The sequence below is a fragment of the Nostoc sp. JL31 genome (assembly GCF_017114965.1).
Taxonomy (GTDB): domain Bacteria; phylum Cyanobacteriota; class Cyanobacteriia; order Cyanobacteriales; family Nostocaceae; genus Nostoc; species Nostoc punctiforme_A.
In genome coordinates this window covers 64,523-80,381 of the sequence record NZ_JABXKO010000014.1, presented here as the reverse complement: position 1 = coordinate 80,381, position 15,859 = coordinate 64,523, and the positions used below count along the sequence as shown (strand labels likewise).

At 42.0% G+C, this 15,859-nt stretch carries 14 protein-coding genes and 1 pseudogene; 10 read left to right on the top strand and 5 right to left on the bottom strand.

The window, feature by feature from the left end; genetic code table 11:
• Positions 1-69 precede the first annotated feature (69 nt).
• A complete protein-coding gene (gene pgeF, locus HWQ43_RS01540; protein WP_292729241.1) occupies positions 70-855 on the bottom strand; it encodes a peptidoglycan editing factor PgeF in 786 nt (261 codons plus the stop codon).
• 77 nt (positions 856-932) lie between these two features.
• Here pgeF and HWQ43_RS01535 point away from each other — a divergent pair, with 77 nt between their 5' ends.
• Together HWQ43_RS01535 and HWQ43_RS01530 are read left to right on the top strand one after the other, a co-directional pair.
• Positions 933-1,751, top strand: a complete 819-nt coding sequence (locus HWQ43_RS01535) for a biotin--[acetyl-CoA-carboxylase] ligase (protein ID WP_292729238.1) — start codon at positions 933-935, stop codon at positions 1,749-1,751.
• A 90-nt stretch (positions 1,752-1,841) separates the two neighbouring features.
• A complete protein-coding gene (locus HWQ43_RS01530) occupies positions 1,842-3,410 on the top strand; it encodes a M23 family metallopeptidase (RefSeq protein WP_292729235.1) in 1,569 nt (522 codons plus the stop codon).
• A 69-nt stretch (positions 3,411-3,479) separates the two neighbouring features.
• Here HWQ43_RS01530 and HWQ43_RS01525 read toward each other — a convergent pair whose 3' ends face one another.
• On the bottom strand, positions 3,480-4,160 hold the full coding sequence (locus tag HWQ43_RS01525; RefSeq protein ID WP_292729231.1) for a riboflavin synthase: 681 nt from the start codon (positions 4,158-4,160) through the stop codon (positions 3,480-3,482).
• A 340-nt stretch (positions 4,161-4,500) separates the two neighbouring features.
• Here HWQ43_RS01525 and HWQ43_RS01520 point away from each other — a divergent pair, with 340 nt between their 5' ends.
• From HWQ43_RS01520 to HWQ43_RS01495, 6 genes are all read left to right on the top strand, one after another.
• Positions 4,501-4,998: a bifunctional nuclease family protein gene (locus HWQ43_RS01520; protein WP_094349146.1), complete on the top strand. Its 498-nt coding sequence runs from the start codon at positions 4,501-4,503 to the stop codon at positions 4,996-4,998.
• Positions 4,999-5,193: 195 nt separating this feature from the next.
• The gene (locus HWQ43_RS01515; protein WP_292729228.1) at positions 5,194-6,324 is read left to right on the top strand and encodes an aldo/keto reductase; all 1,131 of its coding nucleotides are present in this window, start codon (positions 5,194-5,196) and stop codon (positions 6,322-6,324) included.
• Positions 6,325-6,560: 236 nt separating this feature from the next.
• The gene (locus HWQ43_RS01510; RefSeq protein ID WP_292729650.1) at positions 6,561-8,369 is read left to right on the top strand and encodes an ABC transporter ATP-binding protein; all 1,809 of its coding nucleotides are present in this window, start codon (positions 6,561-6,563) and stop codon (positions 8,367-8,369) included.
• A 168-nt stretch (positions 8,370-8,537) separates the two neighbouring features.
• Entirely contained in the window at positions 8,538-9,155 is a 618-nt protein-coding gene (locus HWQ43_RS01505) for a Uma2 family endonuclease (protein WP_292729226.1), read from the top strand.
• Positions 9,156-9,281: 126 nt separating this feature from the next.
• Positions 9,282-10,424 (top strand): ATP-binding protein, encoded by a 1,143-nt coding sequence (locus tag HWQ43_RS01500; RefSeq protein WP_292729224.1) that lies wholly within the window; start codon positions 9,282-9,284, stop codon positions 10,422-10,424.
• 2 nt (positions 10,425-10,426) lie between these two features.
• Positions 10,427-11,077 (top strand): DUF3226 domain-containing protein, encoded by a 651-nt coding sequence (locus tag HWQ43_RS01495; RefSeq protein WP_292729222.1) that lies wholly within the window; start codon positions 10,427-10,429, stop codon positions 11,075-11,077.
• Positions 11,078-11,143: 66 nt separating this feature from the next.
• Here HWQ43_RS01495 and HWQ43_RS01490 read toward each other — a convergent pair.
• Together HWQ43_RS01490 and HWQ43_RS01485 are read right to left on the bottom strand one after the other, a co-directional pair.
• Positions 11,144-11,374: pseudogene (locus HWQ43_RS01490) on the bottom strand (type II toxin-antitoxin system HicB family antitoxin).
• 163 nt (positions 11,375-11,537) lie between these two features.
• Positions 11,538-12,419 (bottom strand): LysR family transcriptional regulator, encoded by an 882-nt coding sequence (locus HWQ43_RS01485; RefSeq protein ID WP_292729219.1) that lies wholly within the window; start codon positions 12,417-12,419, stop codon positions 11,538-11,540.
• Positions 12,420-13,080: 661 nt separating this feature from the next.
• On the opposite strand from HWQ43_RS01485, the gene HWQ43_RS01480 reads away from it, so the two are divergent.
• Together HWQ43_RS01480 and HWQ43_RS01475 are read left to right on the top strand one after the other, a co-directional pair.
• A complete protein-coding gene (locus tag HWQ43_RS01480; RefSeq protein ID WP_292729217.1) occupies positions 13,081-13,638 on the top strand; it encodes a hypothetical protein in 558 nt (185 codons plus the stop codon).
• A gap of 77 nt (positions 13,639-13,715) precedes the next feature.
• Positions 13,716-14,360: a DUF3318 domain-containing protein gene (locus tag HWQ43_RS01475; RefSeq protein ID WP_292729213.1), complete on the top strand. Its 645-nt coding sequence runs from the start codon at positions 13,716-13,718 to the stop codon at positions 14,358-14,360.
• A 504-nt stretch (positions 14,361-14,864) separates the two neighbouring features.
• On the opposite strand, the gene HWQ43_RS01470 is transcribed toward HWQ43_RS01475, so the two are convergent.
• Positions 14,865-15,662, bottom strand: a complete 798-nt coding sequence (locus HWQ43_RS01470; RefSeq protein ID WP_292729210.1) for a 7-carboxy-7-deazaguanine synthase QueE — start codon at positions 15,660-15,662, stop codon at positions 14,865-14,867.
• Between the last annotated feature and the right edge of the window lie 197 nt (positions 15,663-15,859).

The window sequence follows — 15,859 nt, the reverse complement described above, 5'->3', positions numbered from 1 at the left end:
TGGACTGTAGAAATCAACAACTTATCCCGAATCCTGAACATCCTAACTATCCTGTGATGAGAATATAAACTATTTACTCGTTTTACCGCTAACAATCCCTGACCACTGTACTTTTTTCTCTTTCTCCCGGCGATAAGAAAAGAAATGCTCTGGAGTTTGGAAAGTACAATAAGGTGCGATCGCAATCTGTTCTGCACTAATTCCCATATTTTCCAGTTGTAAGGTATTCACTCGCCGGACATCTAACCTTACCTTTCCTGGATTGGGGTCTTGCAGTAAGGGTGAATTTGGTAATTCATACAATGCTTGAACAATTTTTTGTTCGTCTTCATGTGGTATAATGCTAGCCCCAATTTCGGCAGCCACTTCGATTGAGACTTGATATACCTCACCAGCGATCGCTGGGCCCATTGCAATTCTCAAATCATCGAGTTTACTGCCTTGAGATTGTAATCTAGCGATCGCCAAGGGAACAATCTTTTTAGCAGTCCCCCGCCAACCCGCGTGTAATGCTGCTACCCGTCCAGTTTGCACATCCCCAATTAGCACGGGTGTACAATCTGCACTAGCGACCCAAACAGCTTGTCTTGGCTGTTCGCTCATTAAACCATCTGCCGATGCTAAATCCTCCTCAGCAGTGCTTAAGAAGGTTTCAACTTCTTGAGGGGTGAGAACAGTATTGCCATGAACCTGCTTTAAGCGATAGACTGATGCCTCTGGTTGCAATACTTCTGTGATAACTTGTGGCGATCGCGGCCAAAACTGTTGGGTAAAGAAGCCGTGGTGCCAACTTTCCAGAATACTACAAGTTAGATAGGGGAGTCCTTCCCAATTGCGCCAGTGCCAAGTGTGCATCTTCAATCAAACCTAAACAGAAATCACTCATCAGCCAATCAATGCTAACTTGAACAACGGAATTTGGGTTAACTGCTGTGGGATTTAATCTGCAAAACTTGGAAGCAGCCTTGCAAGAAGGGCGTGAGCATACATATTTACCATTTTCTCTTCACTTTTTTGAAAGCGTCTCCTCAACCAACCAAACCCTCTGGAACCTACTCAACCAAGGGGCTATTTCGGGAACAGTAGTAATCGCAACTCAGCAATCTGCTGGGCGGGGGCAATGGGGACGCCAGTGGATTTCTCCGGCTGGGGGATTATATGTTTCCGTGGCGATTTCTTTCGACCATAAAATAGAGGCTACTGACAGCTACCAGCTAACTTTCGCTACTGCTTGGGGAATCGCGTCGCAATTGCGCCAATGCGGTATAGATGTTGGGATAAAATGGCCCAATGATTTAGTTTTAAATGGTCGCAAACTAGGCGGCATTTTGACAGAAACTAAAGTAAACAAAAGACAAATCACTCAAGCAGTAATTGGTGTAGGTATTAACTGGATAAACCCAGTACCCGAAACTGGAATCAATCTGGAATCATGGCAAGCTTGCCATGATATTAGACCAATTTCTTGTCTGGAAATTCTCACCTCTAAAGTCTTGCTGGGAATAGAATCCGGTATGGAGTGCCTTTGCCAAGAAGGAATAAGCATACTCTTGTCTCGCTATTTAGATTTGCTTACAAACATAGGCGATCGTGTGTACGTCAATAATCTTTTAGGTACAGTAGTGGGAGTGACTCCTCAAGGAAATTTACGAGTTGATTTAGAAACACATGATACAAAGGGACTAATTACACCGGAAATTTATATTGAACCCGGTACAATCAGTTTGGGGTACCATAAATCTTCCGTTTAAATTTGAGGTTTGTTCAAAATTTCGCTCTTTGGGCAAGACAAACCACTAGCATCATCTCTTTAGGCTAATTACACACAACTGAGAGAACAAATGACGCAGCGCAATAATTCTGCCCATCATCGTTTGCATTTATGGCAACAAGGTCTAACAAAAAAACGTTTTGCCTCAACACTACCAGCTCAGAGCCTCTGTTGGCTGAGTAGCGTTAGCCTCCTTAGCGGTGGCTTCGTGTTTGCCCAAACGGAAACACAAATAGACAACATCGTTCCCACTGTTGAAAGTTCTCAACCAACAGCAGTTACAAATCCAGTTAAAGCCTCGACTTTTAAAAAACAGGCTGTTGCGCCGGAAACCTCTCAAGCGCAACCGGAATTTTCCCAACGGCGAGCCAGACTCAGACAGAGACTAGGCAAGCCAGAGGTTGCTCAATCAAAAGAGCCAGTTAGGCAGTCTACACCCAAAATCGAAGCTGCTGAACCTGTGGTGATTATCAGACAGTCAAAGCCCAAAGTAGAGGCCTCACAGGTTACTCCTGTAAGGGTGAGACAGGAAAAACCCAATACCCCTGCCCGCTATGCACCTGAAAAACTACCAGTAGTTGCTCAACCATCAAATAACTCTAACAGCCCTGTCAGTGCAACGGCGGAGAAAACCAAGGATTATAATAACGCCTATATCGATCCTAATAGTTATGACAGTGGTGCAACAGGTACTTATCAAGCACCAAACTCTGTAATTCTTACAGAACGCTCCAGCGGTTGTCGAGCCACCTTGCCTTCAGGGCAAAGCGTATTAGGCGGCGTTTGCGCCAAAGTACCCCAGAGGAGTGTAGCTGATTCTAATGGTAAACCAGCACCTAATTGGCTCAGAAGAAGTCAAAACGCCCAATTAGCAGTAGTTCCACCCGTGCGGCAAATTGCAACTACTGGCAATACCAGTAGATGGCGTGCTGCTCAAAGTGGTTCTAGCGGTGTCACCAAGACCGCATATCGCCCGAATCGGTTTATCCCGACTCCCGCTGAATTCAGCCCCACAAGAGTTAGTGCAACTCCCATTGCACCGAGTGGTGGGACTTTACCGCCACCAATGGCAGATGGTAACATTGCACCCCGCCCTAGCAACGTAGCTTACGACTTCTCACTGGCATCAGTATTGCCACAAATCCCCTACATGGGGAGAGTTGCCTATAGTGGTACGGGAATGATGTATCCCTTGTCTATTCCCGCTCCCATTACTTCTTTGTTTGGTTGGCGAGTTCATCCAATCACAGGTAATCAACGCTTCCATGCAGGTACAGACTTGGGTGCGCCTACAGGAACACCTGTTTTGGCAGCTGCTGCTGGTCAAGTGGAAACTGCTAACTGGGTGGGTGGTTATGGTTTAACCGTGATCCTGAATCACAAATCCGCTGAACAAACTCTCTACGGTCACATGTCAGAAATCCTTGTTCAACCCGGTCAGTGGGTACAACCTGGAACTGTCATCGGGCGAGTTGGCAGCACCGGCAACTCCACAGGTCCTCACTTGCACTTTGAAGTCCGCCACTTGACACAAGATGGGTGGGTTGCTTCTGACCCAGGTGTGGAATTACAAAGTGCCCTCAGTCAGTTAGTGCGAGGTTTGCAAACCGCTCAGGTAAGCCAGGAACCAGGCAGTTAGAAGAAAGTTAGGAGTGAAGAGTTATGAATTTAAAACTCCAAACTCCAAACTCCAAACTCCTTTAGTTACTTACAAATACCCGTGTTCTGCTAGGAATGCGGGTGTAATGCCATCTATACTATTGTCATCAGTGCCTGTGGTGTGGGGGTTGCCAGAATAAAGGAATTTTTCCACGTATTTGCCGAGAATATCCCCTTCTAGATTCACTAGACTTCCAGCAACCAAATAGCGAAGATTTGTCTCGCTGTATGTCAGGGGAATTACCGCTACTTTGAATTGGGAGAGTTCTGGCTCATAATCGGCGACTGTGAGACTGATGCCATTGACGGCAATGCTACCTTTGGGGACAATGTACCGTGCGATCGCAACGGAAGCAATAAAGGTCATTTCCCAAGAAGTAGCCGTTTGTTGTGCCACTAGCAATCGGCCGATGCCGTCTACATGACCCATCACAAAATGACCGCCAACTTTGCTGCCTACCTTGAGCGACGCTTCTAAATTGACATATCTCTGTTGGGTTTGCTCACCTCCCAAGGTTGTCCGGCGTAGAGTTTCCGGTGAAGCCGTGGCAATAAACCCGTCTTTTAAAACTTGTTCCACTGTCAGGCAAACACCATCTACAGCAACACTGTCGCCATAAGCCAAATCTTGCATAATTACTTCACCCGAATGGCTTACACAAGTAATTTGCCAAGAATCGCCCCCCAAGGGTTCCATCGTACCTAATGCCTGGATTAATCCTGTAAACACGGCTTTTTTGTCAAACTAACTCTATTTATTGCCTAATTTTGCCTGAAATCAATTGGTAATTGTCACAGAAATCTCGAACATCCAAGTATATTTTCTGACTTTTTTTCGCATAGGAATATTAACACATTAGCATCCTTCACAGGGCATACTTGGGTAAGAAGGTTATTGTTTAAGAAGACCAATTTGACTTACTCTGGTTTTCACCACAAGTTCGGAGTTTAATAGAAGCAATTATAGAGAACGAATGCTTATGTTTATTACTGTCACCAAACCGCCTAAAAAGGGGTGCTATTTATTACACGGCATCCAAGGCTCACAAAGCATTGTAGAGGCCTAGCCAATGATTGAAATGAAAGTCGCTGGCATAGCATTAGATGCCATAACTCGCAGCCCGATCGTCCTTTTGAAAGATTCTTCAGATCGGCGGGCTTTGCCAATTTACATTGGTCAGGAACAGGCTAGGGCAATTATGGGCGCGCTGGAGAATCAGAAGCCTCCCAGACCCTTAACTCACGACCTGATTGTGAATATTCTAGAGACTTGGAATATGACTCTAGAAAAAGTCATTATTCATTCCCTGCAAAAGGATACATTTTATGCAGCTTTAATTGTCCAGCAAGGCGAGGTCAAAAAGGAAATTGACGCGCGTCCTAGCGATGCGATCGCTATTGCCCTCCGTACAAATACTCCCATTTGGGTAATGGAAGAAGTCATTGCCGATGCTTCTATCCCTGTCGATCGCGATGCAGATGAAGCCGAACAGCAAGCCTTCCGTGAATTTATTTCTAATCTCCGTCCTGAAGATTTGATCAAGCGCTTTGGTAATGGCGACAGCTAGGAAAGTGCTGTTAGCGGTAGCGGGGCGTTTAGCCCGTTCTGAGTGCTGTTAGCGGATAGCTAGGGTTGAGCCAGTGCTGAGAAAGAATAGAGAATCTAGAGAATAAAATAATTTCTTTATTCTTTCTCTGTTCATTCTTGTAGAGACACTATTAATCGTATTTCTACTCAGGACTCACTACTCAGGACTCAATTTATGAAATACCGACGCTTTGGAAAAACGAATCTGCGCCTCTCGGTTTTTTCCTTGGGAACAATGCGTTACTTAGCTTCTTTTGAAAATGCTCACCAGACTATCGAACAAGCCTTAGCGCTAGGAATTAATCATCTAGAAACCGCCAGAGGTTACGGCAAAAGCGAGGAGTATTTTGGTAGGGCGCTAAAAGCTGGGTTGTCAGTACCCCGAACGAAGCTTTATGTCACTACCAAAATCTCAGCCACAGCAGATGCTGACACCATGCGTCGGTACATTGACGAATCCTTAGAACGATTACAACTAGATTATTTAGATTGCTTAGGTGTTCATGGTTTGAATACGTGGCAACATTTGGAGTGGGTGCAAACCAAAAATGGCTGTATGCAAGCCGTAGAAGAAGCTGTTGCTGATGGTCGAGTCCGACACGTTGGTTTTTCCACTCACGGACCATTAGAGCTAATTCTGGCAGCAATAAATACAGATTTATTTGAATTTGTCAATCTGCATTATTACTATTTTTTTCAACGGCACGCACCAGCGATTCAACTTGCTGCTGAAAAGGATATGGGCATTTTCATTATTTCCCCTGCTGATAAGGGAGGACGCCTCTACACGCCACCTCAAACTTTAAAAGACCTGTGCTATCCGTATTCACCCTTAGAATTAAATTATCGATTTTTACTTGCCGATCGCCGTATTACTACTTTGAGTATAGGTCCAGCTAACCCAGATGAATTAAGAGAACCTTTACAAGTTGCTGACCATGATGAAGAGTTAACATCAGCAGAAATTTCCACTTTCCATCGGTTAGAAAATCACCAAAAACTTGCTTTGGAAACTGATAATTGTAGCCAGTGTTATGCTTGTTTGCCCTGTCCAGAAAATATCAATATTCCAGAGGTATTACGGTTACGTAATCTTGCAGTGGCATACGATATGAAAGACTATGGACAATATCGTTACGGAATGTTTGAAAATGCCGGTCACTGGTTCCCTGGAATGAAAGGCAACCGTTGTACAGAATGTGGTGACTGTTTGCCTCGCTGTCCAGAAAAGTTAGATATTCCAGCTTTGTTAGAAGATACTCACCAAAAATTAAGTGGGAAAGCTGGTCGGAGATTGTGGGGATAAAAATGTAAACATGAGTCAGAATTCAGAATGGGCTAAACACCCCGCTACCGCTAACAGGAGTCAGAATATCCGTTAACTTCAGCATGGTATTCACCACCCAGTCGCATACTCGTCATTCTAGGTACTGAGTTCTGAGTTCTTTGTTGTTAAAATTATATAAAGATTAAAAGAGTTAGGAAGATCCGCGGAAGCTGGGGTATCTCGCCAAAAAAGATGAAAATTAAAAAAAAAGAAATATCCTACGCCAATCACTGACGGTTTTCCGCTACAGTGGACGGGCTGTAAGCTTAGTATGGACTACTAGCCGATCGCTTACTATTTTTCTGGCTAGTTTAACTTTAGTGGCTGGTCTTTTACCGGCGGCGATATCCTACATCAGTAAATTAATTGTTGATGCAGTGGTATTTGCCTCTCAAGCTAACTCACAAAGCAATGGCTTTGTCAATATTTATCCATCGCTATTTTATGTAGGATTAGAAGCGATCGCTGTAATTTTACTAGCAGGTAGTCAGCGAGGAATCACTATTTGTCAGTCATTATTGCGGGCGCTAATGGGTCAGCGAGTAAATGTACTCATCTTAGAAAAAGCGCTGACACTCGATCTTAGACAGTTTGAAGACTCAGAATTTTATGACAAATTAACTAATGCCCGACGAGAAGCATCGGTTCGTCCCCTTTCGTTAGTAAACCGCACCTTTGGATTGGTGCAAAATGCCCTTTCCCTAATCACCTATGGGATTTTGCTAGTAAATTTCTCAGCTTGGGCAGTGGTGGTACTGATTTTGGCAGCTATGCCTGTATTTATTGCAGAAACTAAGTTTGCTGGAGAAGGCTTTCGCTTATTTAGTTGGCGGGCGGCAGAAACTCGACAACAGCACTACTTAGAAAATCTATTAGCAAGAGAAGATTTTGTCACAGAAGTTAAACTCTACCAGTTGGGAGAGATGCTGCTAGGACGTTACCGCAGCCTATTTGAACAACTCTATGGTGAAGACCGTGATTTAACTCTGCGGCGAGGATTGTGGGGCTATCTCCTGGGTTTAGTGAGTACTGGTGCTTTTTACCTAGCTTATGCTTGGATTGTTCTGGAAACAGTGCAAGGTAAGATTTCCTTGGGAGATATGACAATGTATCTCACCGTTTTTCGCCAAGGACAATCAACTTTCTCCAATGCCCTCACTTCTATTGGAGGGATGTATGAGGACAACCTATATCTATCAAATCTCTACGATTTTCTGGAAGAAGAAGTACCAAAATCTTGGGGTAAGGCAACCATTGGGTTAAATTCTCAAGATGGTATCCGTTTTGAGAATGTCTCATTTACTTATCCGGGAAGTTCCAAGCCAGCCTTGAGAAACATTTCGCTGCATCTCAAACCCAGAGAAAAACTGGCAATTGTGGGTGAAAACGGTTCCGGTAAGACTACTTTAATCAAACTACTGACCCGACTCTACACGCCAGATTCTGGGCGAATTTTCTTAGATGGCTTGGATTTGCAGGAATGGGATGTGGATGTGTTGCGGCGTCGCGTTGGTGTGATTTTTCAGAACTTTGTCCGCTACCAGTTCACTGTGGGGGAGAATATTGGCGTGGGCGATGTAGAACATCTTGAAAACAAAACACAGTGGAAAACTGCTGCTGAAAAAGGCATGGCCCAATCTTTTATTGACCAATTACCTCAAAGCTTTCAGACTCAACTTGGTCGTTGGTTTAAGGGAGGACAAGAACTTTCTGGGGGACAGTGGCAGAAGATTGCTCTATCTCGTGCTTTTATGCGATCGCAAGCAGATATCTTGGTGTTAGATGAACCAACATCAGCAATAGATGCCCAAGCTGAGTTTGAGATTTTCAATCATTTTCGCGCTATTACTCAAAATCAGATGGTACTTTTGATTTCCCATCGCTTCTCGACGGTAAGAATGGCTGACAAAATCCTAGTTATAGAAAACGGCGAAGTTATAGAACAAGGAACTCACGAAGATTTGTTACAGCTAGGAGGACGTTATGCCAAGTTGTTTCTCTTACAAGCCGCTGGTTATCAATAGGAAAAGAAGCTAGTAAACTTTGTTTTACATAGCTATGCTTAGGTTGGGCTGCGCCTACGCTCACTTTGTAGAAAGCACATAACACCTCTATCTAACCACGTTAAACTGTTTGGTAAACATGGGTCACTAGATGCTCCGTATCGTTAAACATTGCTACCTGATAAAATTATGCAAATCACAAAACAGCGATACTATACCCCAGAGGAATATTTAGAGCTAGAAGAAGCTGCTGACTACAAAAGTGAATACATTGATGGGCAAATAATTTCTATGGCAGGTGGAACAGCAAATCACAACCGTATAGCTGGTAATTTCTATGCTGTGTTAAACTTCGCGTTCAGACAAGAAGAATACGAAGTGTTTAATAGCGATATGCGTTTGTGGATACACCAAAAGCGTATCTACACGTATCCAGATGTGACAGTAATAGCCGGTGAACCAGAATTTTTCAATAACCGTACAGATATTATTACAAATCCCCAAGTTATTGTTGAGGTTTTGTCTAAATCTACTAAAAATTACGATCGCGAAGATAAATTTCAGGTTTACCGAACTATTTCCACTTTCCAGGAATACCTATTAATTGACCAAACTCGGATTCATGTAGATCAATTTTCCAAAACTGGGAAAAAGCAATGGACGCTTCGTGAATATGATGAAGAAGATGAAGCGATCGCACTTGTAACCGTACCATTTGAAATTTCCCTACAGGATTTATATAACAAAGTGAAGTTTGAGCCTGTTGAGTTTGAAGGGGAAAGTGCTGATGTTGAGGGATTGGGATAAAGTGCGAGCGCCTAATTTATCTCAATTTACAAAGGCGATCGCCCCTTTTTGCTAAAGTGAGAAGTGCTAAGACTGCTTATGCTAATACCAGTCATTAACTCTTTGTTATCTCCGGCTAGCAAAATTATGTTGAAGACGATAAAAATAGATAATTTCCGTAGTTTCCAGTCCTTCGAGCTTCAGCAACTTGGTAGAGTCAACCTACTTGTTGGTAAAAACAATATTGGTAAAACATCAATACTTGAAGCTATTCAACTTTTATGCTCACGCAATAATCTTGATCCACTACGTCAGACAATGACTAACCGGAGTGAATATTTTTTTGATGATGAGCGTAGTGAACGTAGATTAAGGTTAGGTCAAGCTCAAGACCTTGATGTTCGTCACCTTTTTTATGGTCACGAGATTGAATTGGGGAGCAAATTTTCAATAACAGGTACTAGTGGCAATATTCAAGAGGAGCTTATTGTATCAATAGAAGTACGCAACATTTCTTCAAAAGAGCCACTTGGTTCATCGCCTGAATTTCTATATGATGAAGTCCCAGATGCATTAAGGGAACTAGATTTCAGTATTAAGTGGAATTATGGGCGAGAAGAAAAGCTTTGGAGACTACCGCTATCAGCTAATGGTGGGATTTTTGTAGAAGATTATACTCGTCAATTGCGTAGAGATCCTAAAAATTCATCACCAAAAATACAATTTGTCACATCATCTTCTCTAGGAACCGAGAAGATGATTGAACTATTTGATCAGATAGTACTAACGCCTGAAGAAAAACTTGTAGAGCAGGCACTTCATAGAATAGACTCTAAAATTCAACGGATTGCTCCAGTTAGTTCTCGAAAGTCTAGGTATTCCTTAGATTCGCGGGGCGGTTTTTTTGTACTTATTTCTGATAGTAATCAGCGTGTACCAATCGGCAGTATGGGTGATGGTATTTGGCGTATCTTAGGATTAGCACTAGCTACAGTGTGTGCTAAAGATGGATACTTATTTGTTGATGAGATTGATACCGGACTCCATTTTACGGCGATGTCTGATATGTGGGAACTGATTTGGGATACAGCTAAAAGATTAAATGTGCAAGTTTTTGCAACTACACACAATAGTGATTGTTGGACAAGTTTAGCCACTATTGCAGAGCAGGAAAATGCTACTGAGGATGGTATTAGAATTCACAGAATTGAAAAAGGTAAAGAAACAAGTGTAGTCTTTACTGAACCTCAAATCGTCATTGCTGCTGAAAGAGAAATTGAGGTACGTTAGTAATGGTAAAAGGTTATGTAGCCAAGAAACTGTTAGTAGAAGGACAGGACGATTTGCGAGTTATACCAGAATTAATAGAAAAAAATGGAATTCGTTGGGGTGATAAAAAAAAGGAAGCGATTGTATTAATAGAAGATTGTGGTGGTTACGAAAATATTGATGCAAACCTTATATCTACTGAATTACGAGCATCAGGACTCACTCATTTAGGCGTGATAATAGACGCAGATGAAGATTTATCTGTACGCTGGATAAGTATAAGAAATGCTTGTTTGCCAAGTATACCTGATATTCCTGAAGAAATATCAGAGACAGGACTTATCCATGTTACAAACAATGGCATTAAGTTTGGTATCTGGATTATGCCAGATAACCAAACAAGAGGTATGTTAGAGACTTTTTTCGCTTATATGATTAAAGATGAAGCCGAAACTATTTGGCAATATGCTCAGGAAGTAGCACAAGAAGCAAAAAACAAAGGAGCATCATTCAAAGATTCTTATTTTGATAAAGCTAAAATTTACAGTTGGCTAGCATGGCAAGAAGAACCAGGAAGACAACTGCATCAAGCTATAAAGTATAAAATTCTGAATCCTCAACATCCAAAGGCGCAGACATTTTTAATATGGTTTAAAACTTTATACGATTTATAATATTGAGATGTATTTGATATTCAAGAATAGCGATCGCCCTACTTATGCAGAGTATCTTAAAAAGATTTAAGCAACTTTTAACGGTTTATGAGGAAAAGTAATTGGCTCTGGCAAAGTTTTTCCTTGCTCTTTATACCATTGAATCAGAGATTCAATGACCTCTTGCCCATGTTTAGCAGCTTCTTCATAAGTCTTCCCATGAGTGTGGAATTGCTGCCAAGGGAATTACGGTAAGTGTACTAAGTAGCAATTATCCTCATCTGACCATTGAATTACCATACTATAGCGATCGTTCATTATTCTTCCTCTATTTTTCCTAGTTGCTTCAAATATTAATTTTTTTACTTAAGAATACTATTGACAACGTAGCAAAACCTGTTTTAACGAAATAAGTTGATTGGCAAAAATAAAGCTAACTCGTATTTACATAGCCTCTTCATGAAAAAATGGTCGTCATTCCTCAACAGATACTCCTGACAACTTGTAGAAATTCCCTTAGTACAGGTGTCATATCTTCTTCCCGCCACACTATGGCCGTTTCTACTAATGGTGTTTTTTCCTCTAGAATACGATAAACTACACCAGTTCTCTGAAGATTTTGCAATGAAGACGGTGCGATCGCAAGCCCCATTCCGGCTGAAACTAATCCGATAATCGTCTGCATCTGAATCGCTTCTTGAGTCACTTTTGGGCTGAAGTTTCCTTGCTGACAGAGACTTACGATTTGGTCGTAAAGTCCGGGACCCAAATGGCGAGGGAACATAATAAAGTTTTCGTTTACTAACGATCGCACTGAAATCTTTTCTTGTTCAGCTAAGGGATGAGTTTCCAACATAGCCACAATTAAAGCTTCTTGCTGAATACATTCTTGATTGAGTGTGTTGTCTTCTAAAGGTGGATGGGCAAAACCTATATGGATGTGCCGATTCTGTAGCGCTTGCTCCTGCTGAGTTGTGGTTAATTCCTGCAATACCAACTCTACTTCTGGAAACTTCTCTCTAAATTGCCGCAAAATTACAGGAAGCAAATCATAAGTTGCCAAGCTGGTAAACCCAATTCGCAGTAATCCCTTTTCACCTCTTCCCATTTTTTGGGTTAGCTCAATTGCTTTTTGGAGTTGAGCTAAAAGTTGATAAGCTTCTTGCAAAAAAACTTGCCCTGCTTCTGTTAGTTGCACCTGTCGTTTGGTTTTGCGGTGAAATAGTTCTACTCCCAATTGCACCTCTAGTTGGTGAATTTGCTGGCTTAAGGGCGGTTGAGCGATGTGCAGTCGCTCGGCGGCTCTACTGAAGTGCAGTTCTTCAGCGACAGCAATAAAGTAGCGCAGATGTCGCAGTTCCATCTTTTTGATATTTTATAAGTTTCAATTCTCTATAAATATATAAACGCAGAGAGGCGCAAAGTAACGCAGAGGTTTTAGAAAATTTATAACAAAAGCTAGAGGTGCGATCGCTAGGATTTATGCTGATTTACGCAGAAATTTCATTGCTACTCGACAATCAAGAATGTATTTTTCACTACAATTGTTTCGTGAAAATAATTTGTTGATTTTAATATAAAAATGTATCAGTCTATATGCTATATTTATTAGCTTTTAAAAGCAGTATTAGAAGCCTTTAGGTATATTTTCAAAAGCCTCAGATGCTATGTAAAAATTATTTAAACTTGGCTTCAGCTTTCAATAGTAATAAATTGATTCACACTCTAAAATAATATTAAAATTTAAGCGATTTAGTGCTATATCCTTCACTGGCTAAAATTGGAAAAATAGTAATTGTTGCTTCTTTAATAATGAGCAATAGTCATTCAAAAAATATCATTCATAGCGCCGAATGCTCGTCTATTTTTCTTATCTTCAATGCCCTATGCCCCATAATTCATGCCCAATAACCTAATTGCATACTTCTATGGGATTAGAAGTATCCACACCAACCCAAACAACTACCCCTAGCAGGTTAAACTAGGTCTGGTAACAACTGCTCCACGTTCCTTATGAGGCTTTTATGGGAGCTAACCTCAAACAGATTGCCAACTATTTAGACAACCTTGGTTGGGACTACCGTTTTGATGATGAGGAAGACCGAATTATAACAGGTGTGGAGGCTGATAACCTAGAAGATTTCCTAATAGTTGTCCAACTGGATGAAGAAGGAAAATTTTTTCGGGTATTTGCCCCTCAAGTTCTGGGAGGAATCCAAGAGCATCCTCACAAGGCAGCTATACTCCAAACAATGCTTGCCATTTCCTGGGAAACCAAAATGTTGCAATGGGAGTATGACCCATCCGATGGTGAAATTCGTGCCATTATTGAGTTTCCTTTAGAAGACTCGATTCTCACAGAAAAACAATTTCACCGTTGTCTGAGTGGATTAATTCAGATTGTGGATGGCATAGCAATACCTCGCCTAAAAGAAGTGATGGCAACAGGTGTCGATCCGGGGAATATAGAACTTGGGGAAAGACTATTACTCAGTATCCAAGAAGAAGCCCCAGGATTGTTAGATTTACTAGAAAAAGCAATGGAAGCGCGAAAAAAGCGAGGAAGTTTTCCTAGTGAGTGAGACGGATCATCACTTAAATAGCTATACTCCAAAGTGATACCCTCACTATATACTGAAATTTTCTGGGGCTGGATATTATGACATCCTATGCAACCTCCTCTGCCAAAGCGGAAATGAGCGAACTCCGGCGGTTGAAAGCCTTACTACCACCAGAACTGCAAAGCTGGGTCACGGTTGAAGGCACAACTGAGGTCAATCCACCCCTGGTTCGCTGCGAAGAAATTGGTAAAGACCAGGTAGAAATTCAAATTGATTTGGTGAAATGGGATGCCCTCGCAATGGATCAGCGTAATCTGCTGTTCTGGCATGAGGTTGCTCGCGTTCAAAATGACACAATTCCTAAAGATGGTTGGGAAATGGCAGCACTAGCCATTGGTTTAGGTGGTGCTGTAGGGGAATTGTGGGTACAAGATGGATTGCTGCTGGTGTTAGCTTTGTCGCTTTGTGGCGTGTCAGGCTGGCGACTGTACCAAAAGAATAATGGGGAAAAGCAACTAAGAGAATTGCTCAATGCTGATGAGAAAGCGATCGCTTTAGCAACTCGTTTTGGTTATAGCCTCCCCAATGCCTACAAGAGTCTCGGTAGCGCCTTGAAAACCCTGATTGATAATACTCCTAGTAAGCGCCAACGATCGAGATACGAAGCAAGACTCTCTGCCCTCAAACGCAGTGCCAATAAGGCAAAAGCTAAATCCAAAGCTCCAGATGAGGGCGCACTATAGCAACCAAAAATTAGGTTGGGTGGGTATTGCCTACCCCCGAAATACCTAAATCAATTTGAGTTTGACGAACCTCTGCCTGCCTTGAACTTTAGTTCAAGTTTCTCTCCGAGTCAGGGAGGCAAGATTTTACGTAATAAAGCCTCATTAGTGGTCTTTTGATTTGGCTCATTAGACTGCCTAGTAAGGGGAGGGGCAAAGCTGTTTCATTCCCCAAAGAGCTTTAAAAATCAAGGGTTCTAGCAATTAAAAATTGATTATTTTCTTCTCATTCTGCCGATAAAATGAACTATTTTACTGGTATTTAAGTGCTTAAATGTTCATCTCATCGTCACCCTTACTTACAATTTTCTCCCTCACCATCTTGACAAATTCTGTTTGAAATGGAATGAATCAGCCCTGCTGCTAGTAAAGGGGCTACTGCCTCCCTAATTAGCGGCAACAGCCCAATCACCATTTCATAAAATCTTACTTTTTTCTTGACTACATCTTTATCAAACTAAAATTTTACAACTGGTTCAGCATTTTATGCGTCTGGGGGATCACGCGCACGTGCTTGACAAACCCCTTCATCAAAGCTTGCCATGTCAAAACTTGATCGCTGGAAGGCGCAAGTACAGGTACTGGAGAAAATTGTTCTGATACTGCCAAAGGCGTAACAGGTTGTAAAAATACTGAGATATCTGGACTAACCTCTGCCACCAACGAAGCTGAACGTTCCAACTCGGCAGGATCTGTGTTTTGAGACACAATTATCTTGACAAAAACATTTAAATATGAGTCATAACATAACTGGAGAAATTTACTATGTTCTTGCCAATGACTTTCGCCACTAACACTGGGCAGTTTTAAATCCATACCTACAGAGTCTAAGTATGGGATAATCATTGCTAGTTGTTCTGGGCGATGTCCGCCGGTTTCTAAGTATATAGGTAGACCAGTTATGGCTCGCACTTGGGGTAGAAACTGCGTTAGAAATGAGGCATGAAGAAGTGGTTCGCCGCCAGTTAAGCTAATGCTATCGTGTAGACAAGGCAGATTTTGCTGTTCCACCCATTCGATTAATATGGGTAATGGGACGGGGTTAGAGTGGATTTCAAAGTCGCGCAATCCAGGCGATCGCTCTATCCGACAAGTTGTAGGTGCACTCCACGTGTGGGCACTATCGCAAAAGTGACAGCGCAAATCACACAAAGCAAAACGAATAAATATCTGACGTGTCCCTACATTCAATCCTTCCCCTTGAATGGCAGAAAAGACCTCAATCAGGCGTGCGGTAGGTGTAACCGTATTTTTAGCAATCATTTGATGAGAGCAACGCGATCGCGCTGCGTCGGCACAACAGCAAGGATGTTTTTTGGCTTCTTGTTCTATTGTGAATCGTCGCTAGCGATCTCCAATCTCAGCCCCAATAAATAGCAGTTAGTCCTGATTACCACTAATTCCGATATTAGGTTAAGTAATTTTGTAGGACAAACTAATGTTTGGCATATTACATTATA

Bases quoted from the DNA above. Each gene is read 5' to 3' on its own strand.
- pgeF (WP_292729241.1), bottom strand. From the start codon at position 855: ATGCACACTTGGCACTGGCGCAATTGGGAAGGACTCCCCTATCTAACT.
- HWQ43_RS01530 (WP_292729235.1), top strand. From the start codon at position 1,842: ATGACGCAGCGCAATAATTCTGCCCATCATCGTTTGCATTTATGGCAA.
- HWQ43_RS01520 (WP_094349146.1), top strand. From the start codon at position 4,501: ATGATTGAAATGAAAGTCGCTGGCATAGCATTAGATGCCATAACTCGC.
- HWQ43_RS01515 (WP_292729228.1), top strand. From the start codon at position 5,194: ATGAAATACCGACGCTTTGGAAAAACGAATCTGCGCCTCTCGGTTTTT.
- HWQ43_RS01505 (WP_292729226.1), top strand. From the start codon at position 8,538: ATGCAAATCACAAAACAGCGATACTATACCCCAGAGGAATATTTAGAG.
- HWQ43_RS01500 (WP_292729224.1), top strand. From the start codon at position 9,282: ATGTTGAAGACGATAAAAATAGATAATTTCCGTAGTTTCCAGTCCTTC.
- HWQ43_RS01495 (WP_292729222.1), top strand. From the start codon at position 10,427: ATGGTAAAAGGTTATGTAGCCAAGAAACTGTTAGTAGAAGGACAGGAC.
- HWQ43_RS01485 (WP_292729219.1), bottom strand. From the start codon at position 12,419: ATGGAACTGCGACATCTGCGCTACTTTATTGCTGTCGCTGAAGAACTG.
- HWQ43_RS01480 (WP_292729217.1), top strand. From the start codon at position 13,081: ATGGGAGCTAACCTCAAACAGATTGCCAACTATTTAGACAACCTTGGT.
- HWQ43_RS01475 (WP_292729213.1), top strand. From the start codon at position 13,716: ATGACATCCTATGCAACCTCCTCTGCCAAAGCGGAAATGAGCGAACTC.
- HWQ43_RS01470 (WP_292729210.1), bottom strand. From the start codon at position 15,662: ATGATTGCTAAAAATACGGTTACACCTACCGCACGCCTGATTGAGGTC.